General features: G+C 67.1%; 25 protein-coding genes. 19 read left to right on the top strand and 6 right to left on the bottom strand.

Translation table 11 applies throughout. The annotated features are described in order from the left end of the window. Positions 1 to 28: 28 nt before the first annotated feature. From NUV79_RS12750 to NUV79_RS12720, 7 genes are all read left to right on the top strand, one after another. Positions 29 to 1,006 carry an ABC transporter permease gene (locus NUV79_RS12750; protein WP_257733453.1) on the top strand — a complete coding sequence of 326 codons (978 nt, stop codon included), beginning with the start codon at positions 29 to 31 and terminating at the stop codon, positions 1,004 to 1,006. Next, positions 1,003 to 1,911 carry an ABC transporter permease gene (locus NUV79_RS12745; protein WP_257733452.1) on the top strand — a complete coding sequence of 303 codons (909 nt, stop codon included), beginning with the start codon at positions 1,003 to 1,005 and terminating at the stop codon, positions 1,909 to 1,911. Before NUV79_RS12750 ends, NUV79_RS12745 begins: the two co-directional genes overlap by 4 nt. After that, positions 1,908 to 2,900 carry an ABC transporter ATP-binding protein gene (locus tag NUV79_RS12740; RefSeq protein ID WP_257733451.1) on the top strand — a complete coding sequence of 331 codons (993 nt, stop codon included), beginning with the start codon at positions 1,908 to 1,910 and terminating at the stop codon, positions 2,898 to 2,900. Before NUV79_RS12745 ends, NUV79_RS12740 begins: the two co-directional genes overlap by 4 nt. Further along, positions 2,897 to 3,973, top strand: coding sequence for an ABC transporter ATP-binding protein (locus tag NUV79_RS12735; protein ID WP_257733450.1), 1,077 nt, complete (start codon positions 2,897 to 2,899; stop codon positions 3,971 to 3,973). The genes NUV79_RS12740 and NUV79_RS12735 overlap by 4 nt, the downstream gene beginning before the upstream one ends. A gap of 54 nt (positions 3,974 to 4,027) precedes the next feature. Next, positions 4,028 to 4,903, top strand: a complete 876-nt coding sequence (locus NUV79_RS12730; RefSeq protein ID WP_257733449.1) for an alpha/beta hydrolase — start codon at positions 4,028 to 4,030, stop codon at positions 4,901 to 4,903. 197 nt (positions 4,904 to 5,100) lie between these two features. Further along, positions 5,101 to 5,742: an outer membrane protein gene (locus tag NUV79_RS12725; protein ID WP_257733448.1), complete on the top strand. Its 642-nt coding sequence runs from the start codon at positions 5,101 to 5,103 to the stop codon at positions 5,740 to 5,742. A 165-nt stretch (positions 5,743 to 5,907) separates the two neighbouring features. Then, positions 5,908 to 6,591, top strand: a complete 684-nt coding sequence (locus NUV79_RS12720) for a response regulator transcription factor (RefSeq protein ID WP_257733447.1) — start codon at positions 5,908 to 5,910, stop codon at positions 6,589 to 6,591. A gap of 15 nt (positions 6,592 to 6,606) precedes the next feature. Here the strand turns inward: NUV79_RS12720 and NUV79_RS12715 are convergent, their stop codons facing one another. Continuing rightward, a complete protein-coding gene (locus tag NUV79_RS12715; protein ID WP_257733446.1) occupies positions 6,607 to 7,935 on the bottom strand; it encodes a sensor histidine kinase in 1,329 nt (442 codons plus the stop codon). 186 nt (positions 7,936 to 8,121) lie between these two features. Between NUV79_RS12715 and NUV79_RS12710 the strand changes: the two genes are divergently transcribed. Next, positions 8,122 to 8,802 (top strand): DUF1134 domain-containing protein, encoded by a 681-nt coding sequence (locus NUV79_RS12710; RefSeq protein ID WP_257733445.1) that lies wholly within the window; start codon positions 8,122 to 8,124, stop codon positions 8,800 to 8,802. A 14-nt stretch (positions 8,803 to 8,816) separates the two neighbouring features. On the opposite strand, the gene NUV79_RS12705 is transcribed toward NUV79_RS12710, so the two are convergent. From NUV79_RS12705 to NUV79_RS12690, 4 genes are all read right to left on the bottom strand, one after another. Next, positions 8,817 to 9,500 (bottom strand): lysophospholipid acyltransferase family protein, encoded by a 684-nt coding sequence (locus NUV79_RS12705; protein ID WP_257733444.1) that lies wholly within the window; start codon positions 9,498 to 9,500, stop codon positions 8,817 to 8,819. A gap of 105 nt (positions 9,501 to 9,605) precedes the next feature. Further along, positions 9,606 to 10,730 carry an amino acid ABC transporter permease gene (locus NUV79_RS12700; RefSeq protein ID WP_257733443.1) on the bottom strand — a complete coding sequence of 375 codons (1,125 nt, stop codon included), beginning with the start codon at positions 10,728 to 10,730 and terminating at the stop codon, positions 9,606 to 9,608. A gap of 1 nt (position 10,731) precedes the next feature. Further along, a complete protein-coding gene (locus NUV79_RS12695) occupies positions 10,732 to 11,904 on the bottom strand; it encodes an amino acid ABC transporter permease (RefSeq protein WP_257733442.1) in 1,173 nt (390 codons plus the stop codon). Positions 11,905 to 12,092: 188 nt separating this feature from the next. Then, positions 12,093 to 13,115 (bottom strand): amino acid ABC transporter substrate-binding protein, encoded by a 1,023-nt coding sequence (locus tag NUV79_RS12690; protein ID WP_257733471.1) that lies wholly within the window; start codon positions 13,113 to 13,115, stop codon positions 12,093 to 12,095. A gap of 195 nt (positions 13,116 to 13,310) precedes the next feature. Here NUV79_RS12690 and NUV79_RS12685 point away from each other — a divergent pair, with 195 nt between their 5' ends. The 11 genes from NUV79_RS12685 (at position 13,311) to NUV79_RS12635 (ending at position 22,640) form a co-directional block, all read left to right on the top strand. Continuing rightward, a complete protein-coding gene (locus NUV79_RS12685) occupies positions 13,311 to 14,858 on the top strand; it encodes a sensor histidine kinase (RefSeq protein ID WP_257733441.1) in 1,548 nt (515 codons plus the stop codon). Beyond that, positions 14,855 to 15,460 carry a response regulator transcription factor gene (locus tag NUV79_RS12680; protein ID WP_257733440.1) on the top strand — a complete coding sequence of 202 codons (606 nt, stop codon included), beginning with the start codon at positions 14,855 to 14,857 and terminating at the stop codon, positions 15,458 to 15,460. Before NUV79_RS12685 ends, NUV79_RS12680 begins: the two co-directional genes overlap by 4 nt. A 125-nt stretch (positions 15,461 to 15,585) precedes the next feature. After that, positions 15,586 to 16,077: a GlcG/HbpS family heme-binding protein gene (locus NUV79_RS12675; protein WP_257733439.1), complete on the top strand. Its 492-nt coding sequence runs from the start codon at positions 15,586 to 15,588 to the stop codon at positions 16,075 to 16,077. Between the two features lie 83 nt (positions 16,078 to 16,160). Beyond that, positions 16,161 to 16,850 (top strand): ankyrin repeat domain-containing protein, encoded by a 690-nt coding sequence (locus NUV79_RS12670; protein ID WP_257733438.1) that lies wholly within the window; start codon positions 16,161 to 16,163, stop codon positions 16,848 to 16,850. A gap of 52 nt (positions 16,851 to 16,902) precedes the next feature. Next, a complete protein-coding gene (locus NUV79_RS12665) occupies positions 16,903 to 17,691 on the top strand; it encodes a sulfite exporter TauE/SafE family protein (protein WP_257733437.1) in 789 nt (262 codons plus the stop codon). Positions 17,692 to 17,838: 147 nt separating this feature from the next. Further along, positions 17,839 to 18,600 (top strand): GntR family transcriptional regulator, encoded by a 762-nt coding sequence (locus tag NUV79_RS12660; protein ID WP_257733436.1) that lies wholly within the window; start codon positions 17,839 to 17,841, stop codon positions 18,598 to 18,600. A gap of 19 nt (positions 18,601 to 18,619) precedes the next feature. Then, positions 18,620 to 19,597: a 2-hydroxyacid dehydrogenase gene (locus tag NUV79_RS12655; protein WP_257733435.1), complete on the top strand. Its 978-nt coding sequence runs from the start codon at positions 18,620 to 18,622 to the stop codon at positions 19,595 to 19,597. 89 nt (positions 19,598 to 19,686) lie between these two features. Further along, positions 19,687 to 20,490, top strand: a complete 804-nt coding sequence (locus NUV79_RS12650; RefSeq protein ID WP_257733434.1) for a transporter substrate-binding domain-containing protein — start codon at positions 19,687 to 19,689, stop codon at positions 20,488 to 20,490. A 125-nt stretch (positions 20,491 to 20,615) separates the two neighbouring features. Then, positions 20,616 to 21,275 (top strand): amino acid ABC transporter permease, encoded by a 660-nt coding sequence (locus NUV79_RS12645; RefSeq protein ID WP_374679266.1) that lies wholly within the window; start codon positions 20,616 to 20,618, stop codon positions 21,273 to 21,275. Beyond that, positions 21,275 to 21,928 carry an amino acid ABC transporter permease gene (locus tag NUV79_RS12640; protein ID WP_257733432.1) on the top strand — a complete coding sequence of 218 codons (654 nt, stop codon included), beginning with the start codon at positions 21,275 to 21,277 and terminating at the stop codon, positions 21,926 to 21,928. Before NUV79_RS12645 ends, NUV79_RS12640 begins: the two co-directional genes overlap by 1 nt. Continuing rightward, positions 21,909 to 22,640 carry an amino acid ABC transporter ATP-binding protein gene (locus NUV79_RS12635; protein WP_257733431.1) on the top strand — a complete coding sequence of 244 codons (732 nt, stop codon included), beginning with the start codon at positions 21,909 to 21,911 and terminating at the stop codon, positions 22,638 to 22,640. Before NUV79_RS12640 ends, NUV79_RS12635 begins: the two co-directional genes overlap by 20 nt. A gap of 27 nt (positions 22,641 to 22,667) precedes the next feature. Here NUV79_RS12635 and NUV79_RS12630 read toward each other — a convergent pair whose 3' ends face one another. Continuing rightward, positions 22,668 to 23,054: a RidA family protein gene (locus tag NUV79_RS12630; protein ID WP_257733430.1), complete on the bottom strand. Its 387-nt coding sequence runs from the start codon at positions 23,052 to 23,054 to the stop codon at positions 22,668 to 22,670. Positions 23,055 to 23,090 lie beyond the last annotated feature (36 nt).

Raw genomic sequence — 23,090 nt, 5'->3', positions numbered from 1 at the left:
AACCCTTGAGCGGAGCCGGTCGAGCATCATGACCGCCTATGTCCTGCAGCGACTGATCCAGAGCGTGCTCGTGCTGCTCGCGGTCTCGGTCGTGGTGTTCTTCGCCGTCTACGGCATCGGCGATCCGATCGAGCTGCTGGTCTCGCCCTCGGCCAGCGCGGCCGAGCGCGAGGCGCTGGTCCGGCGGCTCGGCCTCGACCTGCCGGTCTGGCAGCAATATTTCGTCTTCATGGGCAACGCCTTGAAGGGCGATCTCGGTCGCTCCTTCGTGCATGGCGTGCCGGCGATCGAGCTCATTCTCGGGCGCCTGCCTGCGACCTTCGAGCTCGTCCTGCTCTCGATGACGCTCGCCATCGTCACCGGCGTGCCGCTCGGGCTTTATGCCGGGCTCGATCCGGACAGCCGTCCCTCGCGCATTATCATGGGCTCAACCATCCTCGGCTTCTCGCTGCCGAGCTTCTGGAAGGGCATGATGCTGATCCTGCTCTTCGCGGTCGTGCTTGGCTGGCTGCCGACGGCCGGGCGCGGTGAGACGGTCTCGGTCCTGGGCATCCAGACCAGCCTTCTGACCCGGGACGGTCTTGCCCATCTCGCCTTGCCGGCGATCAATCTCGCGATCCCGCAGATGGCGCTGATGATCCGGCTTGTCGCCGCCGGCACGACCGAGGCGATGACGCAGGATTATGTGAAGTACGCGCGCGCCAAGGGCGTGAAGCCGCGCCGCGTCGTTGGCCGGCATGTGCTGCGCAACATCCTGATCCCGGTGGTGACGGTCGTCGGCATCGAGTTCGGCAGCCTCGTCGCCTTCTCGACGATCACCGAGACGGTCTTCGCCTGGCCAGGCATGGGCAAGCTCCTGATCGACTCGGTCTATCAGCTCGATCGGCCGGTGGTCGTCGCCTATGTACTGCTGGCGACGCTGCTCTTCGTCACCGTCAACTTCCTCGTCGACATCCTCTATGCCGCGCTCGACCCACGCGTGAAGCTGACGGGAGACATGGCATGAGCGCCCCAGCGAAAGCCCCGGCCATTCCGGCTTATGCCGACACGCCGCTCCGCGAAAAGGTGCTGCGCCGCATCCGCAACCGGCCGACGACGCGCGGGGCCGCGATCCTGCTCGGCATCATGGTCGCGCTGGCGCTGCTGGCGCCCGTCATCGCGCCGCAGAACCCGCATGATCTCGCCGCGCTCAGCGTGATGGATAACCGCCTGCCGCCGGGCGAGGCCGGCATGAACGGCATGACCTATTGGCTCGGCACGGATTCGCAGGGCCGCGACATGCTGAGCGCGATCCTCTACGGGCTGCGCACCAGCCTGATGGTCGGGCTCACCGCGACACTGGGCGCGCTGTTCATAGGCATCTCGGCCGGGCTCGTCGCCGCGCAGTTCGGCGGGGTCGTCGATGCCGTGATCATGCGCGTCGTCGATTTCATGCTCGGCTTCCCCTCGATCCTGATCGCGCTCGTGCTGCTGGCCTCGATCGGGCGCGGCGTCGACAAGGTCATCCTCGCGATCGTCTTGGTTCAATGGGCGCAATATGCCCGGCTGATGCGTGCCTCCGCCCTGGTTGAGCGGCGCAAGGAATATATCGAGGCGGCGCTCAATTTCGGCCTGCCGACCCGGCACATCATGATCGCGCATCTGCTGCCGAACTCGGTCGGCTCCGTGCTGGTCGTCGCCTCGATCAGCATCGCCGGTGCGATCACGCTGGAGGCGACGCTCTCCTTCCTTGGTGTCGGCGTGCCGGTGACGCAGCCCTCGCTCGGCCTGCTCATCGCCAACGGCTTCGAGTTCCTGCTCTCCGGCGAATACTGGATCGCGGTCTTCCCCGGCATCGCGCTGGTGCTGCTGATCGGCTCGCTCAACCTCGTCGGCGACCGGCTGCGCCGCAGCTTCAACGTGCGCTCATGACTGATCTCACAACCAACCCGTTGCTCGAGGTCCGTGGCCTCAGGACCGTCTTCCATGCGCTCGACGGCGCCTGGCCTGCCGTCGACGGCGTGGATCTCAGCGTCTCGCGCGGCGAAGTGTTGGGACTGGTCGGCGAATCCGGCTCCGGTAAGTCGGTGACTGGCTTCTCGCTGGTGCGGCTGATCGATCCGCCCGGCGAGATCGTCGCCGGTACGATCAGCTTTGGCGGCGAAGACCTGCGCGCGGCGTCGGAAGAGCGCTTGCGCGACCTGCGGGGCGATCGCATCGCGATGATCTTCCAGGATCCGCTGATGACGCTGAACCCGGTGCTCAGCATCGGCGAGCAGATGAGCGAGGCGATCCTGGAGCATCGCGACTGCAGCCGCGAGGAGGCCCTCGGCGAAGCCGCGAAGGCCCTGGCCCGTGTCGGCATCTCCTCGCCGGAAGCGCGATTGAAGCAGTTCCCGCACGAGTTCTCCGGCGGCATGCGCCAGCGCGTCGCGATCGCGACCGCACTGCTGAACGCGCCCGACCTGATCATCGCCGACGAGCCGACGACGGCGCTTGACGTCACCATCCAGAGCCAGATCCTGTTCGAGGTGCAGAAGCTCGCCCGCGAGACAGGCACCGCCGTGCTCTGGATCACGCATGATCTCGCGGTGGTGGCCGAGCTCGCCGACCGGGTGGCCGTGATGTATGCCGGCCGCGTCGTCGAGATCGGGCCGGTCGACGAGGTGCTCGACGCGCCGCGCCATCCCTATACGCTCGGCCTTCTGAACTCATCGGCCGCCAATGTCGCGCCGGGCGAGCGCCTGAACCAGATCGACGGCGTCGCCCCGCGCATCGATGCCCGTCCGAGCGGCTGCCCGTTCCGCCCGCGCTGCCCGCGCGTCCAGCCGGTCTGCGCCGCGCGCGATCCAGAGACGGTGGGTGAGGGCGCCCGCAGCTTCCGCTGCCACAACCCGGTGCCGGTGGGAGAAGCGGCATGAGTGCTTCGACAACCACCCAGACCGGCGCCCCGATCATCGAGCTCAAGGGCATCACCAAGCATTTCCGCCGCAAGCCGACGCTGGCGGAACGCATCCTGATGGCGACCGGGAGGGGCAAGGCGCCGCCGGTGCTGCGCGCCGTCGACGGCATCGATCTCAGCGTGAAGCGCGGCGAGGTGCTCGGCCTCGTCGGCGAATCCGGCTGCGGCAAGTCCACGCTGGCCCGCGTCGTCACCGGCATCCTCAAGCCGACGACGGGCGAGGTGGTCTATGAGCAGCGGCCGGTTGCGGGCCTGAAGGGCAAGGAGCGGCTCGATTTCCTGCTGAAGGTCCAGATGATCTTCCAGGACCCCTATGCCTCGCTCGACCCGCGCATGAAGGTCAGCCGCATCGTCGGCGAGGCCTTAAGCGTCCACAAGCTCCTGCCCAAGGCGGAGATCGATGGGGCGGTGGATCAGGCGCTGAGCGAGGTCGGGCTCGACCTCGCCTATCGCGAACGCTATCCGCATCAGTTCTCGGGCGGGCAGCGCCAGCGCATCGGCATCGCGCGGGCGCTTGCGGTGAAGCCGGATTTCCTGGTCTGCGACGAGCCGGTCTCGGCGCTCGACGTCTCGATCCAGGCGCAGGTGATCAACCTGTTCATGGACGTGCGCGAGCGCCATGGCCTGACTTATCTCTTCGTCAGCCATGATCTCGGCCTCGTCCGCCATATCAGCGACCGCGTCGCGATCATGTATCTCGGCCGCATCGTCGAGGTCGGCACGGCGGCGGAGATCTTCGCCAAGCCGGCGCATCCCTATAGCGCGGCGCTGATCGCGGCGATCCCCTCGGCGGCGCGGCGCAAGCGCGCCTTCCAGCCGCTCAAGGGCGAATTGCCCTCGCCCCTGGCGCCGCCGCCGGGCTGCCCGTTCCATCCGCGCTGCGAGCAGGCGATGCCGGTCTGCCGCGAGGTTCGGCCGGTCCTCACCGAGATCGCGCCGGGCCGCAGCGCCGCCTGCCATCTGCACACCAGCATCGGACCGAAAAGTGGAATCCACTTTTCGGAAAAATCCGATGCGGTTCCAATAGAATAGATCATCGTTATCGCGTCCGATCGGACGCGCGATGATCCAGGCTCCGGAGGCCGCATGACCACCAAGACCCTGAACCCACCGGTCGGGCGCAGCACGCTGCCCTTCATCGACGTCAGCCATCCGGACAAGCCGCTGGAGGTGAACTTCTACCGCCCGGCGCGTCACATGCCGAACGATCCCGTGATCGTCGTGCAGCACGGCATGCTGCGCAATGGCGACGAGTACCGCGATTTCTGGATCGATGCGGCCGAGAAGCACAACCTGCTGATCGTCGCGCCGACCTTCCCGAACGCGCCTTTCCCCAAGGCGGAGGGCTACAACAATGGCCTGGTCGTTTCGGGCGATGGCGCGATCGTCCCACGAACTGAGTGGCTCTACGCCGTGCCCGGTCGCGTGCTCGATGCCCTGCGCGCTGCCGGCGTGATCGACAAGCCGGTCATCCGCATCTTCGGCCACTCGGCCGGCGGCCAGTTCGTGCATCGCATGCTGGCGACGGAAGGCGGCGCGCCGTTCGAAGCGGCGATGGCCTCCAATCCCGGCTGGTACACCTTGCCGACGCCGGAGCGGAATTTTCCGGAAGGGCTCGGCGGTCTCGGGCTCGACAAGGCGGCGCTGACGAACTGGCTCGCCTATCCGATGATCCTCTTCGCCGGGGATCGCGACATCGCGACCGACGATCCGAACCTGCCGGCGCAAGCCGAGGCACTGGCGCAGGGGCCGCATCGCTATGGCCGTGCGCATTTCATGCTCGATTTCGGCAAGGTGGAAGCCGCGCGCCTCGGCGTGCCCTGCAACTGGCAGCTGCTCACGGTCGCCGGCATCGGCCATGACGGGGCGGCGATGTCGCGCGCCGCCGCGTCCTACTGGTTCGAGAACGGCCGGATTCCGCCGGCCGAGGAACTTGGCAAGCAGGCCGCTCCGGTTCTCTGACCAGTTTCTACCTAGCCTCGCCCACCACGGGCGGGGCCTTTTTCGACATCGCTCCGCTCCGGCCGCCATTGCCCTCGGAATGGGCAACCTTGCCGTAATCTTCGCCCGCAATCTGCGCATGCCGGCCCGCTCCGATCCACGGAGCCGAATCGGCTGGCAGATGTGTCGGCGGCGACAGGCGCCGCAAGGAGTAATCGATGTCTCGTATCCTTCCGATGGCCGCCCTCGGCCTGATGGCCCTGTTCGCGTTGCCCGCCGCTGCGGCCGACCGTGCACGGCCGCGGCCCCAGGAATGGCCGGCCTATTCGGCGCCGCGTGCCTATAACTGGAACGGCCTCTATGTCGGCGCCCATGCCGGCGGCGCCTTCGACCGCTTCAACGGTGTCAGCAAGAAGAGCCGCAACGAAGTGCTGTTCGGCGGGCAGGTCGGCTACAACGTCCAGATGGGCACGATGCTCTTCGGCGTCGAAAGCGACCTGTCGATGAACGGCTTCGGCAAGGGCTCGAAGCGCGGCGGCGGCACCAGTGCCGATATGCGCTATGTCGGGACGCTGAAGGCGCGCGCCGGCGTCACCTTCGACCGGCTGCTCGTCTACGGCACCGGTGGTCTCGCCTATGGCAGCATCAAGGCGAGTGACGGCCTTGTCTCCAAGACGCGCGGCAAGACCGGTTATATCGTCGGCGCCGGTGCCGAATACGGCATCACCGACAACCTCTCCGCCAAGGTCGAGTACAACTACGTCTCGCTCGGCAAGGACAACTTTCAGCTCGGCAATACCCGCACGCGGGTCGGCGTCACCGAGCACCTGGTCAAGGCCGGTCTGAACTACCGGTTCTGATCGAAGGCTCCGGGCCGGCCCGTCAGCCGGCCCGGTTCGGGTTGCGGTCTCGCGCGTGCGTCGCTGTCGTGCCCGCCGCAACCGGTCATGGGTGGAGCGTCATGTCTGGATTTGTCGCCCCTTCTCCGACATGACGTTCCATCCATGCATCACCACGGACGTGACATGCGCGCTTTGATTGTCGAGGACGAGCCCGAGCTCATGTCCTATCTCTCGCTGCTGCTCGGCAATGCGGGGATGGTCGTGGACCGCACGGACAGCGTGGAGACCGCGCTCGCGGCTCTGCGGACGGCGCCGTTCGACATCGCCGTGGTCGATCGGCGCCTGCCCGATGGCGACGGCTTGTCGATCGTGAAAGCCATGGCCGCGGCCGAGAACCGCCCGGCCTTCCTGATGCTGACAGCGCGCGACGCCAAGCCCGATGTGATCGAAGGGCTGAACGGCGGGGCGGATGACTACCTGGTCAAGCCATTCGAGCCGGGCGAGCTGATCGCGCGGGTTCGTGTTCTCGCACGGCGGCGCCATCCGAAGCGCTCGCTCGTCCTCAGTGCCGGCAATCTTTCGCTCGATCTCGAAGGCCGCAACGCCTCGGTCGGGACGGAGGCGCTCGATCTGCGCCGGCGCGAGGCGCTGATCCTGGAAGCACTGGTGCAGCGCACCGGCCGCGTCGTCACCCGCGACGTGCTGATCGAGGCGGTCTACGGCTTCGACGACCTGATCGAGTCCAATACGCTGGAAGCGCAGATCTCGCGGCTCCGGCGCAAGCTCCGCGATGCCGGGGCGGATGTCGAGATCACCTCGCTGCGCGGCATCGGCTATATCCTGAAGAAGGCCGAGCCGGCGCTCTAGCGCCGATCAATCCAGCTACACCGTCCGGAAGGTCAGGCGGATCGTCGTGCCGCCGCCTTCGGTGTCGCTTAGATCGAGGGTGCCGCCATGAGCGGCCATGATGTCGCGCACGATCGTCAGGCCGAGCCCGGCACCGGTCGAATGCGGCGACATCCGGTTGAACGGCTCGGTGACCTGCGCGCGCTTGGCGGCAGCAATCCCGATTCCGTCGTCGCTGACCTCCAGCACGTTCCCGTCGATGACCTTGACCAGGATGGAAGAACGCGCCTGCGCGTGGCGCAGCGCATTGTCGATGAGATTGGCGAGAGCGGCGCGGGTCGTGGCTTCGTTCGATGCGATCAGGACATCCTGCGAGCCTTCTTCCTCCAGCGCGATGCCGATGCCGTTGCTGAGCACGAGCGGGGCGAGGTCGGCGAGCACGTCGCGAGCCAGCACGTTCAGGCGCAGCGGCTCGAAGGGCAGGTCGGTATTGTGCAGGCGGGCGAGCTGCAGCATCGAGGAGACGATGGTGGTGAGACGGCTGACATCGGTCGTGAGCGCCAAGCGGGCGCCTTCGTCGGATAGCGAATCCACCTTGGTGCGCATCACCGCGAGCGGCGTGCGCAGTTCATGCGCGACATTGTTCATGAAGCGCCGCTGCACCTCCATGTTGCCCGCGATCTGGTCGAGCGCGGTATTCAGCGCGGTGGTCAGCGGCATCAGTTCGACCGGGGTCTCCTCCGTCGGGAGCAGGCCGCGCGGGGCGCGCGGGTCGATCCGGGCGGCCGCCTCGGCCGCACTGCGCAGGCGGCTCGAGATATAGGACACCGACATGGCGATGGCCGCTGCGATCATGATCCCGAACACGACCGAGATCGCTGCCGCGGAGCCTGCGATGGCGCGCAGGAAATAGCCGAGGATCACGTCCCAGCCCGGCCGTCCGCCGCCGGTGGCGACGAGGATGCGGCTGCCATCCTGCTCGGCGACATCGACCGAAAGCGCATCGTCACCACCGACCCGCATCTGGGCGGCGATGGTCGGGCCGTCCAGCCGGATGTCGATCGGCAGGCCCGGCCGCAATTCTGGCGCATACTCGACGACGGAACGTCCGTCGGAGACCAGATACCAGAGCAGTGGGCTGGCCTGCTCGATCTTGATCAGGCCCGGCGATTTCTCGACCTGCAGCGCGGCGCTGCCGGAGGGGCGCACGCTTTGCCGAATGATCTGGGAGGTGACATCGTTGCGCAGGACACCCGGGTCCTCGGTGATGAAGGTGAAGGCGAGCACGGCCGCGATGAAGGCGACGAACAGCACGGTTCCGAGCAGCGTCAGCCGGATGGTGAGGGCGCGCGAGAGCGAGGTCATCGCCGGGCAATCGTCGGCCGCCGCGCGCGTTTCGACGCAGGGGATATCGAAACGGTTTCAACGTTGCGGGTCGTCACGGAGCCTCTGTGCGGGTATGGCTTCTCGGGCCGGGGGCGTCGCCCTGCCGGCCTCTGCATGGACCGTATCACCCTTGTCGTTCAACTCCCTCATGGATCCCCTCGCCTGATGCAAGCGCTGCGCGCCATGGCGGGAAGGTTCCGGCTGCGCCGCATGGTGCTGGCGGTTCTGCTCGCCATCGCGCAGGTGCAGGCGCCGGTTCTCGCGCAAAGCGTTCCGCGGCGCGAAGATATCCGGCCCGGCCAGTTGCCGACCGCGTCGCGGCAGGACATCGCCCGGCTGGTCGAGGGTGTGTTCGATACGGCCTCCAGGACGGTCAGCGTGCCGATCGAGCGTTCGCTCGCGCTCTTCGGGGAGCCGAACGCCTATATCGTCGGCGGCGAGCTCAGCGGTTCCTTCGTGGTCGGCGGGCGGCATGGCAGCGGCGAGTTGCGGTTCTCGGACGGGATACCGATGCCGGTGATCTGGACCGCGCTCTCGGTCGGCATCGGGCTCGGCGCCGATTACGGGCGGGTGATCATGCTGGTCTACGGGCTCGACCGGCAGGAGGACGTGTTCGGCACCTATGCCAGCCTGGGCGGCAGCGCCCATTTCCTCGCCGGAGCAAATGCGACGATCCTCGCCTCCAGCCGCGCGCGGATCGTGCTGATCTCTTCGGGCCTTGGCTTGAGGCTTTCGGGAGACCTTAGCCGGATTCGGATCGAGCCCGGCGGCGAGCCGGAGACGCTGCGCCCGCCGGCGGATATCTGCGGGGCGCCCGGCGGCTGCGCACCGCCCGGCCGCCGCTGAGGCGAGGAGCGGGTTCAGCGCTCGCGACCGATATTGCGCTGAGCCGTCGTATGGAGATCGTCCAGCCGTTCGGAGATATCCATGGCGATCAGGCCGACCTCGCGGGCATCGGCGGCTTTGCGCACGTAAAGAGGCTCGGACCAGAGGACACAGCCGCGCCCGAAGGGCAGGGCGATGCTGGCGCGGTCCCAGTTGTCGAGATCGACCCGCGCGCTGGTGACAGCCGCGAAGAGGTAGATCGGCCGGCCGGTGACGCGGGCGAGCTGGACGGCGCCCTTGCCGGCGACGCGCGATAGCTTGGGGACATCGGCGGTGAGCATCAGGCTCGTGCCCTGGCGCAGGGCATCGCGCATCTCGAAGAAGGCGGGGACGGCGCGCTTCGCCATGATCTTGGCCGGGGTCTGCGTGCCGGAGCCGCGGATGCTGCGGAAGCCGGCGCGCTCGACCACGGTGCTGACGACCGATCCGTCGAAATGCAGGGAGGTCAGGACCGCGACGCGCGGGGCGCCTTCCAGCGCGGCGAAGGTCAGCATCTGCTGGCCATGCCAGGTCAGGGCGATGAAGGGCTCGCGGTTGCGCTCCCAGGGCCGGGCGCCGGGAATGACCGGCTTGAAGCGCGTCGTGCGTTTGACCAGGCCGAGATAGGCATGCAGGGCGCGGCCGGCGAGCGCCGCCGACCGGTCTGGGCTGAAGAGCATCGTCCGATCTCCACGATGAGAATCATCGGGAGTGGTCGGCGCGGGGGCTTGCTGGAACATTGCGCGGGCGCGAAAGGGTCCACGCAGTGGCCTCAAAAGCCCCTGTCAGTGCCTTCCGTGGCCGTGGTCGGTCTTCAGGCGCCTTTCGATGAAGCGGCTATAGGAACCCATGCCGTAGCTGAACACGGCATAGACCAGCGCCGCGAAGATATAGCCCTCCAGCACGGCGATGCCCTGCCAGGCTGGATCGCGCATCGCCGAGCGCACCGTGTCGAGGAAATCGAGCAGGCCGATGATGGTGACCAGCGTCGTGTCCTGGAAGAAGCCGATGAAGATGTTGACCAATGGCGGGATCACGATCTTCAGCGCCTGCGGCAGCACGATCTTGCGCATCGACAGCCAGTAGCCGAGGCCGAGCGAGGCCGCCGCCTCGTGCTGGCCCTTGGGCACGGCCTGCAGGCCGCCGCGCACGGTCTCGGCGATATAGGCGCCGGCGAAGATGATGATCGCGACCTGCGCCCGCAGCAATTTGTCGATGGTCACGCCGTCCGGCATGAACAGCGGCAGCATCACCGAGGCCATGAACAGGATCGAGACCAGCGGCACGCCGCGCACCATCTCGATGAAGACGACGGCGATGACCTGGATCGCCGGCAGCTTGGACGAGCGCGCCAGTGCCAGCAGCACGCCGAGCACGAAGCCGAAGGCGAGCCCGACCGAGGAGAGCATGAAGGAGAGCGGCAGGCCGCCCCAGTTCGTGGTGTTGACCACGGTGAGGCCGAAGAGCCCGCCATACATCAACACGCCGCAGGTGACGACGACCGCGAGCCAGAGCCAGAGCAGGCGGCGCGACCAGAAGCGCGGGATCATCGAATAGATCATCGCGCCCAGGAAGAGCAGCACCGCCAGGGCCGGCCGCCAGTGCTCGTCATAGGGGTAGAAGCCGAAGATCAGGAAGCGCAGCTTCGCCGCCAGGAACGGCCAGCAGGCGCCGGCTCCGGCCGCCGCCTTGCAGGTCTGCGGCCCGCCCTCGACGATGGCGCGGGTGACGAGCCAGCCCCACGCGCCCGTGACCAGCCGATAGATCAGCCAGAGGCAGGCGAAGGTGACGACGGCGTTGAAGGGCGAGCCGATATAGGGCTTGAGCAGCGTGTACCAGCTGCTGGCGTTGCGCGTCGGACGCTCGTCGGCGACGGATGCGAGGGTGTTGAGCTGAGCGGCGTCGGTCATCTCAACGCTCCACCAGCGCGACGCGGGCGTTGTACCAGTTCATCAGCATGGAGATCGTGATCGACATGCCCAAATAGACCAGCATGAAGATGGCGATGCCCTCGATCGCCTGCCCGGTCTGGTTCATCGTCGTGTTGGAGACCATGACGAGGTCGGGATAGCCGATGGCGATGGCGAGCGAGGAGTTCTTGAAGGTCGAGAGATAGGAGCTGGTCAGCGGCGGGATGATGACACGCAAGGCCTGCGGCAGCACGACGAGCCGCATCGTCTGGCGATCATGCAGCCCGACCGCGCGCGCCGCCTCCCATTGGCCGCGCCCGACCGAGAGGATGCCGGCGCGCACGATCTCGGCTATGCCGGCGGAAGCCGAGAGGCCGAGTCCGACGAGCAGCGCGGTGAATTCGGGGGTGACCTGCAGGCCGCCGGTGATGCGGAAGCGCCCCTTCTCCGGCCAGTTCACCACCAGGTCCGGCTGGAAGACCAGCATGGCCAGGAGGATGGGGACGGCCAGCGCGGCCAGGACATAGGGCCAGGCCATGCGGCTCTGGCCGGTGGCGACGCGCTTTCGGCGGAAGGACGAGGCGACGATGCAGGCCAGCACGATGCCGAACACGGCCGCGACCAGCACGCCGGTATGCGCCGGCGACCAGCGCAGCGAGGGCACGATCAGGCCGCCATTGCTGAGGAAGACGTCGGGCAGGATCTGCCAGGCCTCGCGCACCGGCGGGAAGACCGCGACGATCAGTGCGTACCAGAGGAAGAGATAGAGCAGCAGCGGCACGTTGCGCAGCGCCTCGACATAGAGGAGCGCCAGCGTCGAGAGCAGCGGGTTGCGCGACAGCCGGGCGATGCCGACGACGAGGCCCAGCACCGTCGAGAGGGCGACCGCGAAAACCGAGACCCAGACCGTGTTGAGCAGGCCGACCAGGATGGCGCGGCCATAGGTGTTGCCGGAATCGTAGGAGATGAAGGACTGGCTGATGACGAAGCCGGCAGGCCGGGACAGGTAGTCGAAGCCGGTCGCGATGTTCTGATCCGCCAGCTTCCGCGAGACGGTGCCGAAGAGATAGAAGCCGATGCCGACGACGAGCGCGACCGCGACGACCTGATAGAGCACGGCGCGGACGCGCACGTCATAGAGCAGCCGCACCGGGCTGGAATCGGAGGTGGCCATCGGGCTGTTCCGGGCTGGGGACGCACCGGCCGCGCAGGGGCGGCCGGCGGTCTCAGGTCAATCGAGGGAACGCATGGCAGATCGCTCCGCGTCCCGCCGGGCGCGGCAACAGCGATCGAGGTGTTTCTTGCCGCAGCGGGTTTTCCGGACAGTGGAAGCCACTTTCCGGTCCGGTGCGATGGCAGAGCTCACCGGAAGGGCGGGGAGTAGATCAGGCCGCCCTTGTTCCAGAGCTGGTTGGGGCCGCGGGTGAGGCCAAGCGGGGTCTTCTCGCCGAGATTGCGCTCGAAGAGCTCGCCGTAATTGCCGAGCTGCTTGATCGCGTTATAGGCCCACTTGTTATCGACGTTCAGCATCTTGCCGAGGTCGCCGTTGACGCCGAGCAGGCGCTGGATCTCGGGGTCCTTGCTCTTGAGCTGCTCGTCGATATTGCCCTTGGTGATGCCGTATTCCTCGGCCGCGATCAGGGCGTTGACCGTCCAGGAGACGATGTCGCGCCAGTTGCTGTCGTTCTGGCGGACGACCGGGGCGAGCGGCTCCTTCGAGATCGTCTCCGGCAGGATGACGTATTGCTTGGGATCGTTGGCGATGGCGCGCACGGAAGCGAGGTCCGAGCGGTCGGTGGTGATGACGTCGCAGCGGCCGGAGAAGAAGGCGTTGCGCCACTCGTCGGGATTCTCGAAGACCACCGCCTCGTACTTGATGTTGCGCGGCTTGAAATAGTCCTCGAGGTTCTGCAGCGTCGTCGTGCCCGGCAGGATGCAGACGGCGGATTGCGAGAGTTCCGACGCGCTCTTCACGCCGAGCTTGGTCGAGACCATCAGGCCCTGGCCGTCATAGAAGACCACCGGCGCGAAATCGAGGCCGAGCGAAGTGTCGCGCGAGAAGGTCATCGTGGTCTGGCGCGAGAGCAGGTCGACCTCGCCCGATTGCAGGCCCTGGAAGCGCACATTGGTGTTCAGCGGAACGAAATCGACCTTGTCCGGCACGCCGAAGACGGCAGAGGAGACCGCGCGGCAAACATCGGCGTCGAAGCCCTGGCGGACGCCCTTATCGTCGGCATAGGAGAAGCCCGGGGCCGTCGGGGAGACGCCGCAGAGCACCTTGCCGCGCTTCCTCACGGCTTCGAGCGTGGCTTGCGCCGAGGCCGGCGCCGCAAATACGGAAAAGGCCGCAGCGGCAAGGCCGAATGCGACCATTCTGGTGATCATCTTTGACATAGGCGTTTCCCCTTGCGCGCGCCTGTGATCGGCGCGTCGAAAGCGAGCCTATTGAGGCGTGATGGCGTCCGCAAGAGCATTGCAGGCGTCCAGCATGAGGGATTTTCGATCTTTGCGTCACAGCACTTGCTTTACGTCCGACGGTGACGACGCGCGTCCGGCGCGGTAGGCTGGGCATGAAACCGGATGAAATCCTTGACACCGCGCCTCGCCCCTTTCCTGCTGTTGTGGGTTCCGCTGGCACTGGCCGGGCTGGGGCTGGGCGCCGTCGTGGAATTCATGCGGGCGAGCGAGGCGCTCCAGCGCGAGGGAACGACGCTGCACCGCATCGTCTCCCAGCGTGCCGAGCAGCATGATGCGCATCTCACCAGCCTGGCTGCGGTTCTGGCCAGCTCGAACGCGGAATCGGCGAGCTTCCGCGCGGTGATCGAGGCGATGCAGCGCTTCTATCCGCGCATTGCGGCCGTCGAGCTGATCGAAACCGTCTCTGCCGGTGCCACGCCCGCCAGCCTTGCCGATTTCGATCCGGCCGCCTTGTCGACGCGCGTGAGCGCACTGGCGCCGGGGCAGGCCGTCACGCTCGCGAGCCGCTCGGGCAAACCGTTCTACGCGCTGGTCAAGCGTGTGCCGGATGACGGCCATGGGCCGCGGGCGCTGGTTCTCGTCATCGATGCCCGGTTGCTGACCGAGCCGGAAGGCGGACTGCCGGATGATGCCGCGCTGAAGCTGAGCGATGCCTCCGGGACCGCGATCATCCAGCATGGCTGGCCGCTGCAAGCTGGGGCGTCCATCCCGGAGATCGTCTTCGCGAAGCCGCTGGGCAGCCGGTCGCAATCGCTCGTGCTGGAACTGGCGCGGCGGCCGGCCTTCGCCGAATTGCTGCCACCGGGCCTGCTGTTCGGCTGGCCGATCGTGGCGGGGCTCGGCCTGTTCCTGCTGCTGACGGTGCTGCGCGAGCGGCGCGCCAGCCGGCGGGCTCGCGAGGCAGTGCGCCTGCACGAGCATGATGCCAAGCTCGCCCATGCGATGCGCGTCAACACGGTTGGCGAGATGGCCTCCGGGATCGCGCATGAAATCACTCAACCGCTGACCGCGATCCTGAGCCAGAGCCAGGCAGGTCTGAGGCTCGCCAAGTCGGGCGAGGCGGCGCCCGGGGACCTCACCGGCGTGCTTGAGGCCAATGTCCGGCACGCCCGCCGGGCCGGCGAGATATTGGAGCGGTTGCGGGCTTATGTGACGCGGCGCGAGCCGCAAAGGCAGCCGCAGGATCTCAACCGGATCGTCCGCAACGTGGTGGAACTCAGCCAGCGCGACCTGCAGGAGCGGGAGGTCTCGCTGCGGCTGGAGTTGAGCGAACCCGGCCCGCAGGCACTGCTCGACCGGGTTTCGATCGAGCAGGTCGTGCATAACCTCGTCCGCAATGCGGCGGAGGCCGTCGACGCCATGCCAGTGGGCCGGCGCGAGATCGTGCTGGCCACGCGGCTCGTCGACGGCGAGGCCGAGATCACCGTGGCGGATGACGGCCCCGGCATTGCGGAAGCCGACATGGCCCGCCTGTTCGAGCCGTTCTTCACCACCAAGAGCAGCGGAATGGGGCTGGGCCTGCCGCTCTGCGAGCGGCTGGTCGAAGCGGCCGGCGGGCGCATCGCCGTGCGCAACGCGGCGGAGCGCGGGGCGATCTTCAGCGTGCGCTTTCCGGCGATATCAGCCGAATTTGGGATGGCCGCCGAATGAAGCCGGCGCCGCGCACCGTCTACCTGATCGACGACGATGCCGATGTGCGCGACGCGCTCGTCCTGTTGCTGCGCACGATGGGCCTCGCGCCGCGCGCCTTTGCCGGTGTGCAGCCCTTCCTCGACCGACCCGATCCGCGCCAGGACGGCTGCCTCGTCGTCGATATCCGCATGCCCGGCACCTCCGGCCTGCAATTGCTGGAGCGCATGGCCAAGGAAGCCGGCGGCATGCCGACGGTGATGATCACCGGCCATGGCGACGTCGCTGCCTGCCGGCGCGCCTTCAAGGCGGGAGCGGTCGATTTCCTGACCAAGCCGATCGACGAGCAGGTGCTGCTCGAAGCCATCGAGGCGGCGTTCGCGGCACTCGACACGCGCAACCGGACCGAGGCCGCCCGCGCCGGGCGCGAGGCCCGCATGGCAAAGCTCACCCAGCGCGAGCGCGAGATCCTCGATCTCGTCGCCGAGGGGCTGTCGACCAAGGAGATCGCGCGGGCGCTCGACGTCTCGCCGCGCACCGTCGAGACCCACCGCGCCCATATCGCCGAGAAGCTCGGAGCCGGCTCGGTCGCCGAGATGGTGCGCTTCGCGCTGGAAGGTTAGGGCGGGTTCCTCCGTAGGATTACGGAGGTGGCTCCGGCACCGCACCGATCAAAACGCCTGACGGGACCGGATAGCTTGCGGTCATCGAGCTCACGGCTCGTCCTCGCTCAAGTCCCGGAGAGATCATGACCAAGATCCGTTTCGCCGCTGCTGCCGTTGTGCTCGCGCTCGTTCCGGCCGCCGCCGGCGCCCAGGTCCTGCAGGAGCGCAACATGCCGCTCGCCATCGCCCAGGAAATCGCCCAGGCGACCGTCGAGGCCTGCGCCGCCAAGAACTTCAACGTCACCGCAACGGTCGTCGACCGCGCCGGCGTCACCCGCGCCGTGCTCCGTGCCGACCGCGCCGGCCCGCACACCGTCGCCGCCAGCCGTGACAAGGCCTTCACCGCGGCCTCCGCCCGCAACGCCACCGGCGCGATTGCCGAGAACGTCGAGAAGAACCCGGCCGCGCGCAACATGGCCGCGATCGAAGGCTTCCTGCTGCTCGGCGGCGGCGTGCCGGTCAAGGTCGGCGACGAGGTGATCGGTGCGGTCGGCGTCGGTGGCGCCCCGGGCGGCCATCTCGACGAGGAATGCGCCAATGCCGGCATCGAGAAGGTGAAGGCCAAGCTGCGCTGAGCCTGAATCCAGTTTGAAACGGGGCAGGCGGTTGCGGAAGCGGCCGCCTGCTTCGTCATATCGTCGCAAGGAGGAGCGCCGTGATGGCGAGGATGCTGCTGATCGCCTTGGCCCTTGTGGCTGCCACTCTGGCCGGCCCGGCCGTCGCGCAGACGCCGCCCGATGCGGCCGAACTCGCCGCTTATCGCGGCCTGCACGCTGCGGCGGCCTCCGGCGATGTCGCCGCCATCCGCCGCCTCGCGGGAGCCCGAGAGGGGCTCGATGCGCGCGACGGCAATGGCCGCACGCCGTTGCATGTCGCGGCCTTTCGCGGTCAGGTCGAGGCGATCCGCGCGCTGATTGCCGCCGGAGCCGATCCCGGCCTGTTCGACAACCAGCGCTATGACGCCGTCACCATCGTTGCCGTCAGTGACGACGTCCCGGCGCTGAAGGCCCTGCTGGCCTCGGGCGCTTCGGCCAAGCTTACCACCAGCCGTTATGACGGCACGGCGCTGATCGCCGCCGCCCATCTCGGCCATGACGGCATCGTCCGCGAGCTTATCGTGGCCGGGGCGCCGCTCGATCACGTCAACAATCTCGGCTGGACCGCCCTGATCGAGGCGGTGATCCTCGGCGATGGCGGCAAGCGCCATGTCGAGACCGCGCGGGCCCTTCTCGCGGCCGGCGCCAACCGCAATCTCGCCGACCGGCAGGGCGTGACGCCATTGCAGCATGCCCGCTCGCGCGGATACGCCGCTATGGTCGCGCTGCTGGAGGCTGGCGCCGCCCGGTGATAGGCAGGGGCTTCGGCCATGCCTGAGCGGCGTGGGTCGATTCGGGGGCTTCATGACGATCGCGGCGCTACTGCAGCCGTTCAGCACGGCGCAGGTGGTGGCCAGCATGATCGTCGTCTTCCTGACGGCGATCATGCGCGGCTATACCGGGTTTGGCTTCGCGCTGGTGGCCGTGCCGCTGCTCGCCCTGATCGCCGATCCCGTCACCGCCGTGCCGATGGTGCTGCTGCTTGAGGTGGTCGGCAGCCTGCAATTGCTGCCCGGCCTCTGGCGCTCGGCGCACCTGCGCTCGGTGATGATGCTCGTCGCCGGTGCACTCGTAGCGACGCCGATCGGTCTCTACGGGCTCGCTTCGCTTCCGGCCGACGTGATGCGCCTCGTCATCGGGCTGGTCGTGCTCGCGACGACCTGCGCGCTCGCCGCCGGCCTGAAGGCAAGCGGCGAGCCGGGCGCGCCCGCGACCTTCGGTGTCGGCATCCTGTCCGGCCTGCTCAACGGTGCGGCGGCGATGAGCGGCCCGCCCGTGGTGCTGTTCTATCTCAACGCCCAGACGGCGATGCATGTCGGGCGCGCCTCGATCATCCTGTATTTCCTGCTCTCGGATGCGGTCGCGATCGGCTTTGCCGGCGCATCCGGGCTTCTGGTCGCATCCACGGCGGTGCTGGCGGCGGTGACCATTCCCGCGCTGTTTCTCGGGCAGGTCATCGGGACGCGCCTGTTCCGTTCCGCCCTGCAGCGCCATTACCGCATCGTCGCGATCGCGATCCTGCTCGCGGTCAGCGGCTTCGCCATCGCGCAATCGGTCCATGCCTTGTGGGGCACCGGCGGCTATGGCGCTTGAGCTTATCTGCCAACCCAAGCGCTTCCGCATCATCACGGCTGCGGCAGCGCTTCCGGGCAACAAATAGCTTCTTGTAAAATTTCACAACATGTCTACGTTTCCTGCCAACGGGCGCCGACCAAGAGCGCCCTTGCGGAGGAGACCGGGATGGCGCGCAGCGCGGTCCAGCCGAGACAGGCCGAGGTCGAGGAGGCGCCTGCGCCGAAGCGGCGCAATCGCGTCAACCTGTTCGAACTCGCCTATGAGCGCATCGAGGCGATGCTGATCACCTGCGAGCTGCCGCCGGGCCGCTTCCTGTCGCTTCAGGATCTCCAGGACATGACCGGCTATGGCCGGACTCCCATCCATCACGCCGTCAACCGGCTGGCGGCGGACACCCTGATCGTCGTCCGCCCGCGTCATGGCCTCCAGATCGCGCCGATCGACCTGGCGCGCGAGCGCGTGCTGTTGCGGCTGCGGCGCGATCTCGAACGCTTCGTCATCGGGCTGGCGGCGGAGAGGGCCGGCTCCTCCCATCGTAACCAGTTCCTGCATATCGAGCGTTTGCTGCGCGAGCGTCGGGATAGCCTGAGCCTCGCCGATTTCAACACGCTGGATCGCCGGATCGACGAGACGGTGCTCTCGGCTGCGGCGGAACCCTTCCTCCAGCACACGCTGCGCCCGCTGCACACGATCTTCCGGCGCATCGGCTTCATCTATCACAGTGCGATGCCCCAGCGCGTCGCGCTGTCGGTCTCGATCGATCACCACATCGCAGTGTTGAACGCCATCGCGGCGCGCCGGGCGGACGAGGCTGTCGCGGCCTCCGACGCTCTGATCGGTTTCGTGGACGGCATGTTCGACGAGATGGAGGCGGGCATCGACCCATCCCTGCTGGATTGCAGGGTCGAGCCGCTGCTGAAGAGTTGACGGAAGGGACCACCGGATCATGCGCATTGTCTTCCATGGCGAGAATGCCGCCTCGTTCAGCCACGGCTTCGCCGGGCTCGTCGGCGATAAGGCCGAGATCCGGCTCCTGCCCGACCATCTCGAAGCGGGAGCCGACCAGAGGGCCTATGCCGAGGCGGAGGTCATCGTCGGCGTGAAGTTCGATGCCGGCCTACCGCCGCCTGCCGGGCTCAAGCTCTTCCATGTGCCGGGCGCCGGTTACGACATGGTCGATCTCGGCGCGCTGCCGGCAACCGCTGCGGTCTGCAACTGCTTCGGCCATGAGCAGGCGATCGCCGAATACGTGATGGCGGCGCTGCTCGCGCGCAACATCCCGCTCGCCGATGCCGACCGGCGCCTGCGGCAGGGTGACTGGGCCTATTGGGCCGGCGCGCCGGAACGGGTCCATGGCGAGATCGCCGGCCAGACCATCGGCCTGCTCGGTTTCGGCCATATCGGCAAGGCGATCGCGGCGCGGGCCAAAGCCTTCGAGATGAAGGTCCATGTCGCCAATCGTAGCACTGTCCCGGCTTCGCCGCTGGTCGACCGTGCCTTCACGCTCGATGCGCTCGCGGAATTCTGCGGCTCGGTCGATGTCGTCGTCGTCTCCGTGCCTTTCACCGCGGAGACCAAAGGCATCCTCGGCACCGCCGCCTTCGCCGCGATGCGGCCGGGCGCCGTCGTCATCAATGTCGGGCGGGGCCCGACCATCGATGAGCAGGCGCTGTTCGATGCCCTCAAGGCCGGGCGCATCGGCGGGGCGATCATCGACACCTGGTATCGCTACCCCAGCGCTGGGGACAGCGCACCCTTGCCTGCGAATCTGCCTTTTCATGATCTTTCAAACGTTTTAATGACGCCGCACATGTCCGGATGGACCAGCGGCACGATCAGCCGCCGGCAGGGGGTCATTGCCGAGAACATCAAGCGCCGCTTCGCCGGCGAACCGCTCGTCAACGTCGTGCGCGCCAGCGCCTGACAGTCGATGCGCTGACCCGTTTCTTCCCGAACCGGCCGCCAGAAGCCGGGCCATGACAAGCGGCAAGGCCGCAGCAGAGGAGACACCAGATGAATATGCTCAAGCATCTCCGGATTGCCGGCACCTTGCTCGCGCTCGGCGCTGGCATGCTCGCAGCCGGCCAGGCCTCGGCCCAGACGGTCACCGACATCATCAAGCGCGGCTCGGTCAAGATCGGCGTGCTGATCGGCGCGCCGCCCTATGGCTCGGTCGATTCCCAGGGCAACGCCATCGGCTATGATGCCGATGTCATCGCTCTGATCGGCAAATATCTCGGCGTGAAGGTCGAGCTGGTGCAGCTCACCCCGCCGGCCCGTATTCCGGCGCTGGAAGCCAACAAGGTCGACTTCCTCGTCGCCACGCTGGCCCCGACGCCCGAGCGCGCCAAGGCGGTGATGTTCTCGATCCCCTACAGCGCCTTCCAGACCGGCATCTACGCCAAGAAGAACGTTGCGATCAAAACCTGGGTCGATCTCAAGGGCATGAAGGTTGGCGTCAACCGCGGTTCCAGCGTCGAGCGCGAGTTCACCAATCGCGAGAAGGAGCTGAACCTCACCATCCTGCGCTTCGAGGACGACGCCACCACGATGCAGGCGCTGTTCTCCGGCCAGGTCCAGGCCATTGCCGGCCCGGACGCGCAGGCCAACGCCGCCATGAAGGCGCGCGGCGAGACCGAGACCGAGCTCAAGTTCGTCTTCGGCATGCAGCCGAACTCGATGACCATGCGCAAGGACGCCTATGAGCTGCGCCAGTGGCTCAACAACTTCATCTACTACGTCAAGCAGAACGGCGAGCTCGACGCGATCGCCCAGAAGTGGGTTGGCAGCCCGCTGCCGCCGCTCCCGACCTTCTGATCCGCCTTTTCCACCGGATCTGCCGAAAAGCCGGCGCGCCCAGTGTGCGCCGACGACCCTCGACCTACCCCTGAGGCCGAAGGAGCGGGCCATTGCTCTTCCAAGACGTCTTTTCCAAATGGCCGATGATCCTGAACGGGGTCTGGCTGACGATCGTGCTGTCCTTCGTCGCGATCGCGCTCGGCCTCGTGCTGGCGACCGCGATGACCGCGCTGCGTAGCCTCGCAGGCAGCTGGGCCGGCTATATCGTCGACGCCTATGTCGAGCTGATGCGCAATACGCCGTTCCTGGTGCAGCTCTTCATGATCTTCTTCGGGCTGCCGCAGATCGGCATCCGGCTGAACGGGCTTGAAGCCTCCCTGCTGGCGATGACGCTCAATCTCGCGGCCTACGCGACCGAGATCATCCGCGCCGGCGTCGACTCCATCCATAAATCGCAGATCGAGGCCGGGCTCGCGCTCGCCATGACCAAGTGGCAGGTGCTGAAGCATGTCGTGCTGCAGCCGGCCTTCGCCCGGGTCTGGCCGGCGCTGTCGAGCCAGTTCGTGCTGATGATGCTGGCCTCCAGCATCTGCTCCTTCGTCTCGGTGCAGGAATTGTCGGGCACCGCCGCGATCATCGAGCAGGACACGTTCCGCTCGTTCGAGACCTATATCGTCGTCACAGTGCTCTATCTGGTGCTGGCGCTCTCCTTCAAACTCTTCCTCAACTGGCTCGGCAGGAGGCTCTTCCCGCAGGTCTCGGGCCTCGCCCGCCTCACCGAAGCGCATGGGGAGGCCGCCTGATGCAGACCTTCGGTTGGCCAGAGGCCCTCTTCATCCTGCGCTCCGCCGGCTGGACGCTGGCGCTGACCGCGATCGCCTTCTTCATCGGCGGTGCGATCGGGGGCGTGTTCGCGATCATGCGCCTGTCGCGCATCCGCTGGCTGCGCCGTTTTGCGGCCGGCTACATCCTGGTGATCCAGTCGATCCCGGTGCTGATGGTGCTGTTCATGAGCTATTACGGGCTCTCGGCGCTGGGCATCGAATTGCCGCCCTTCCTCGCAGCCTCCGCTTCGCTGTCGATCTATGTCTCGGCCTATCTCGCCGAAATCTGGCGCGGCTCGATTGAATCCGTGCCACGCCAGCAATGGGAGGCCTCGGCCTCGCTGGCGCATACGACGGCGCAGACCTACCGCCATGTCATCCTGCCGCAGGCGATCCGCATCTCGCTGCCGCCGACGGTCGGCTTCCTCGTCCAGCTCGTGAAGAACACCTCGATCGTCCAGGTCGTCGGCTTCGTCGATCTGATGCGTGCCGGCATGCTGGTCAACAACGCGACCTATCAGGCCTTCCAGATCTTCACGCTGGTCGGGGCGATCTATTTCGCGATCTGCTTCCCGCTCTCCCGGCTCAGCCGCCATCTCGAAAAGGTGATGAATGCCAGCCGTTCTCATTGAAGACATCCACAAGAGCTACGGCTCGCTGGCCGTCCTGAAGGGCGTCTCGCTCAGCGTCGATGCCGGGCAGGTCGTCGCGATCATCGGCCGTTCCGGCTCGGGCAAGTCGACGCTGCTGCGCTGCATCAACGGGCTCGAGACCTTCCAGTCCGGCAAGATCGAGGTCGCCGGCCACATGATGACGCAGGACCCGACGAAGCTGCGCGAACTGCGCAAGGATGTCGGCATCGTCTTTCAGAGCTACAACCTGTTCCCGCACCTGACGGTGGGGCAGAACATCATGCTCTCGCCACGGATCACCAAGAACGTGCCGCAGGCGCAGGCTCTCGCGCTCGCCAAGGAGGTGCTGGCGCAGGTCGGCCTCTCCGAGAAGTTCGACAGCTATCCGGACAACCTCTCCGGCGGCCAGCAGCAGCGCGTCGCGATCGCCCGTTCGCTCGCGATGCAGCCGAAGGTGATGCTGTTCGACGAGGTGACCTCGGCGCTCGATCCGGAACTGACCGGCGAGGTGCTGCTGGTGATGGAGAAGCTCGCCAAGGGCGGCATGACCATGCTGCTGGTGACGCACGAGATGAGTTTCGCGCGCAACGTCGCGGATACCACCATCTTCATGCATCAGGGGCTGATCTGGGAGAGTGGGCCGTCGAAGGAGCTCTTCGCCAATCCGCAGACGCCGGAGCTGGCCAATTTCGTCAAGGCCGGCGCTCACTGAGCGCCTGCGGACTTGCAGGCGGCCGGTTCAGTAGACGGCCGTCGCCTCGACCTCGACCAGGAATTCCGGGCGGCTGAAGCCGGAGACGATGACCAGCGTCGAGGCGGGTTTGACCGGGCAATCGGCCAGCGCCTCGTCGCGCGCCTTCATATAGGCCGGCATATGCTTGCGGTCGGTGACGAAGGCGTTGAGGCGCACGATATTCGCCATCGACAGGCCGCCTTCGCGCAGGATCGCGGCGATGTTTTCGAAACAGATGCGGGCCTGCTCGCCGGCATCCTCCGGCACGCTGCCGTCATTGTTGATGCCGAGCTGGCCGGAGGTCAGCAGGACGCCCTGCGCGTCGGCCTTCATGCCATGTGAATACTGCCCGAAGGGCGGGGCGAGCGAAGCGGGCGTGAGCGGCTGTTTCATAAGCTGACGATCCAAGGCGTGAGGCCGCATACGGTC

Origin of the sequence: Allobosea sp. 47.2.35, assembly GCF_024655635.1 — a bacterium.
GTDB lineage: Bacteria > Pseudomonadota > Alphaproteobacteria > Rhizobiales > Beijerinckiaceae > Allobosea.
Note: the sequence above shows the minus strand (reverse complement) of the source record. Positions and strands in the feature narration are given on the sequence as shown.

Coding starts and splice junctions, on each gene's coding strand:
- NUV79_RS12750 (WP_257733453.1), top strand. CDS start 29: ATGACCGCCTATGTCCTGCAGCGACTGATCCAGAGCGTGCTCGTGCTG.
- NUV79_RS12745 (WP_257733452.1), top strand. CDS start 1,003: ATGAGCGCCCCAGCGAAAGCCCCGGCCATTCCGGCTTATGCCGACACG.
- NUV79_RS12740 (WP_257733451.1), top strand. CDS start 1,908: ATGACTGATCTCACAACCAACCCGTTGCTCGAGGTCCGTGGCCTCAGG.
- NUV79_RS12735 (WP_257733450.1), top strand. CDS start 2,897: ATGAGTGCTTCGACAACCACCCAGACCGGCGCCCCGATCATCGAGCTC.
- NUV79_RS12730 (WP_257733449.1), top strand. CDS start 4,028: ATGACCACCAAGACCCTGAACCCACCGGTCGGGCGCAGCACGCTGCCC.
- NUV79_RS12725 (WP_257733448.1), top strand. CDS start 5,101: ATGTCTCGTATCCTTCCGATGGCCGCCCTCGGCCTGATGGCCCTGTTC.
- NUV79_RS12720 (WP_257733447.1), top strand. CDS start 5,908: ATGCGCGCTTTGATTGTCGAGGACGAGCCCGAGCTCATGTCCTATCTC.
- NUV79_RS12715 (WP_257733446.1), bottom strand. CDS start 7,935: ATGACCTCGCTCTCGCGCGCCCTCACCATCCGGCTGACGCTGCTCGGA.
- NUV79_RS12710 (WP_257733445.1), top strand. CDS start 8,122: ATGCAAGCGCTGCGCGCCATGGCGGGAAGGTTCCGGCTGCGCCGCATG.
- NUV79_RS12705 (WP_257733444.1), bottom strand. CDS start 9,500: ATGCTCTTCAGCCCAGACCGGTCGGCGGCGCTCGCCGGCCGCGCCCTG.
- NUV79_RS12700 (WP_257733443.1), bottom strand. CDS start 10,730: ATGACCGACGCCGCTCAGCTCAACACCCTCGCATCCGTCGCCGACGAG.
- NUV79_RS12695 (WP_257733442.1), bottom strand. CDS start 11,904: ATGGCCACCTCCGATTCCAGCCCGGTGCGGCTGCTCTATGACGTGCGC.
- NUV79_RS12690 (WP_257733471.1), bottom strand. CDS start 13,115: ATGATCACCAGAATGGTCGCATTCGGCCTTGCCGCTGCGGCCTTTTCC.
- NUV79_RS12685 (WP_257733441.1), top strand. CDS start 13,311: ATGAAATCCTTGACACCGCGCCTCGCCCCTTTCCTGCTGTTGTGGGTT.
- NUV79_RS12680 (WP_257733440.1), top strand. CDS start 14,855: ATGAAGCCGGCGCCGCGCACCGTCTACCTGATCGACGACGATGCCGAT.
- NUV79_RS12675 (WP_257733439.1), top strand. CDS start 15,586: ATGACCAAGATCCGTTTCGCCGCTGCTGCCGTTGTGCTCGCGCTCGTT.
- NUV79_RS12670 (WP_257733438.1), top strand. CDS start 16,161: ATGGCGAGGATGCTGCTGATCGCCTTGGCCCTTGTGGCTGCCACTCTG.
- NUV79_RS12665 (WP_257733437.1), top strand. CDS start 16,903: ATGACGATCGCGGCGCTACTGCAGCCGTTCAGCACGGCGCAGGTGGTG.
- NUV79_RS12660 (WP_257733436.1), top strand. CDS start 17,839: ATGGCGCGCAGCGCGGTCCAGCCGAGACAGGCCGAGGTCGAGGAGGCG.
- NUV79_RS12655 (WP_257733435.1), top strand. CDS start 18,620: ATGCGCATTGTCTTCCATGGCGAGAATGCCGCCTCGTTCAGCCACGGC.
- NUV79_RS12650 (WP_257733434.1), top strand. CDS start 19,687: ATGAATATGCTCAAGCATCTCCGGATTGCCGGCACCTTGCTCGCGCTC.
- NUV79_RS12645 (WP_374679266.1), top strand. CDS start 20,616: ATGATCCTGAACGGGGTCTGGCTGACGATCGTGCTGTCCTTCGTCGCG.
- NUV79_RS12640 (WP_257733432.1), top strand. CDS start 21,275: ATGCAGACCTTCGGTTGGCCAGAGGCCCTCTTCATCCTGCGCTCCGCC.
- NUV79_RS12635 (WP_257733431.1), top strand. CDS start 21,909: ATGCCAGCCGTTCTCATTGAAGACATCCACAAGAGCTACGGCTCGCTG.
- NUV79_RS12630 (WP_257733430.1), bottom strand. CDS start 23,054: ATGAAACAGCCGCTCACGCCCGCTTCGCTCGCCCCGCCCTTCGGGCAG.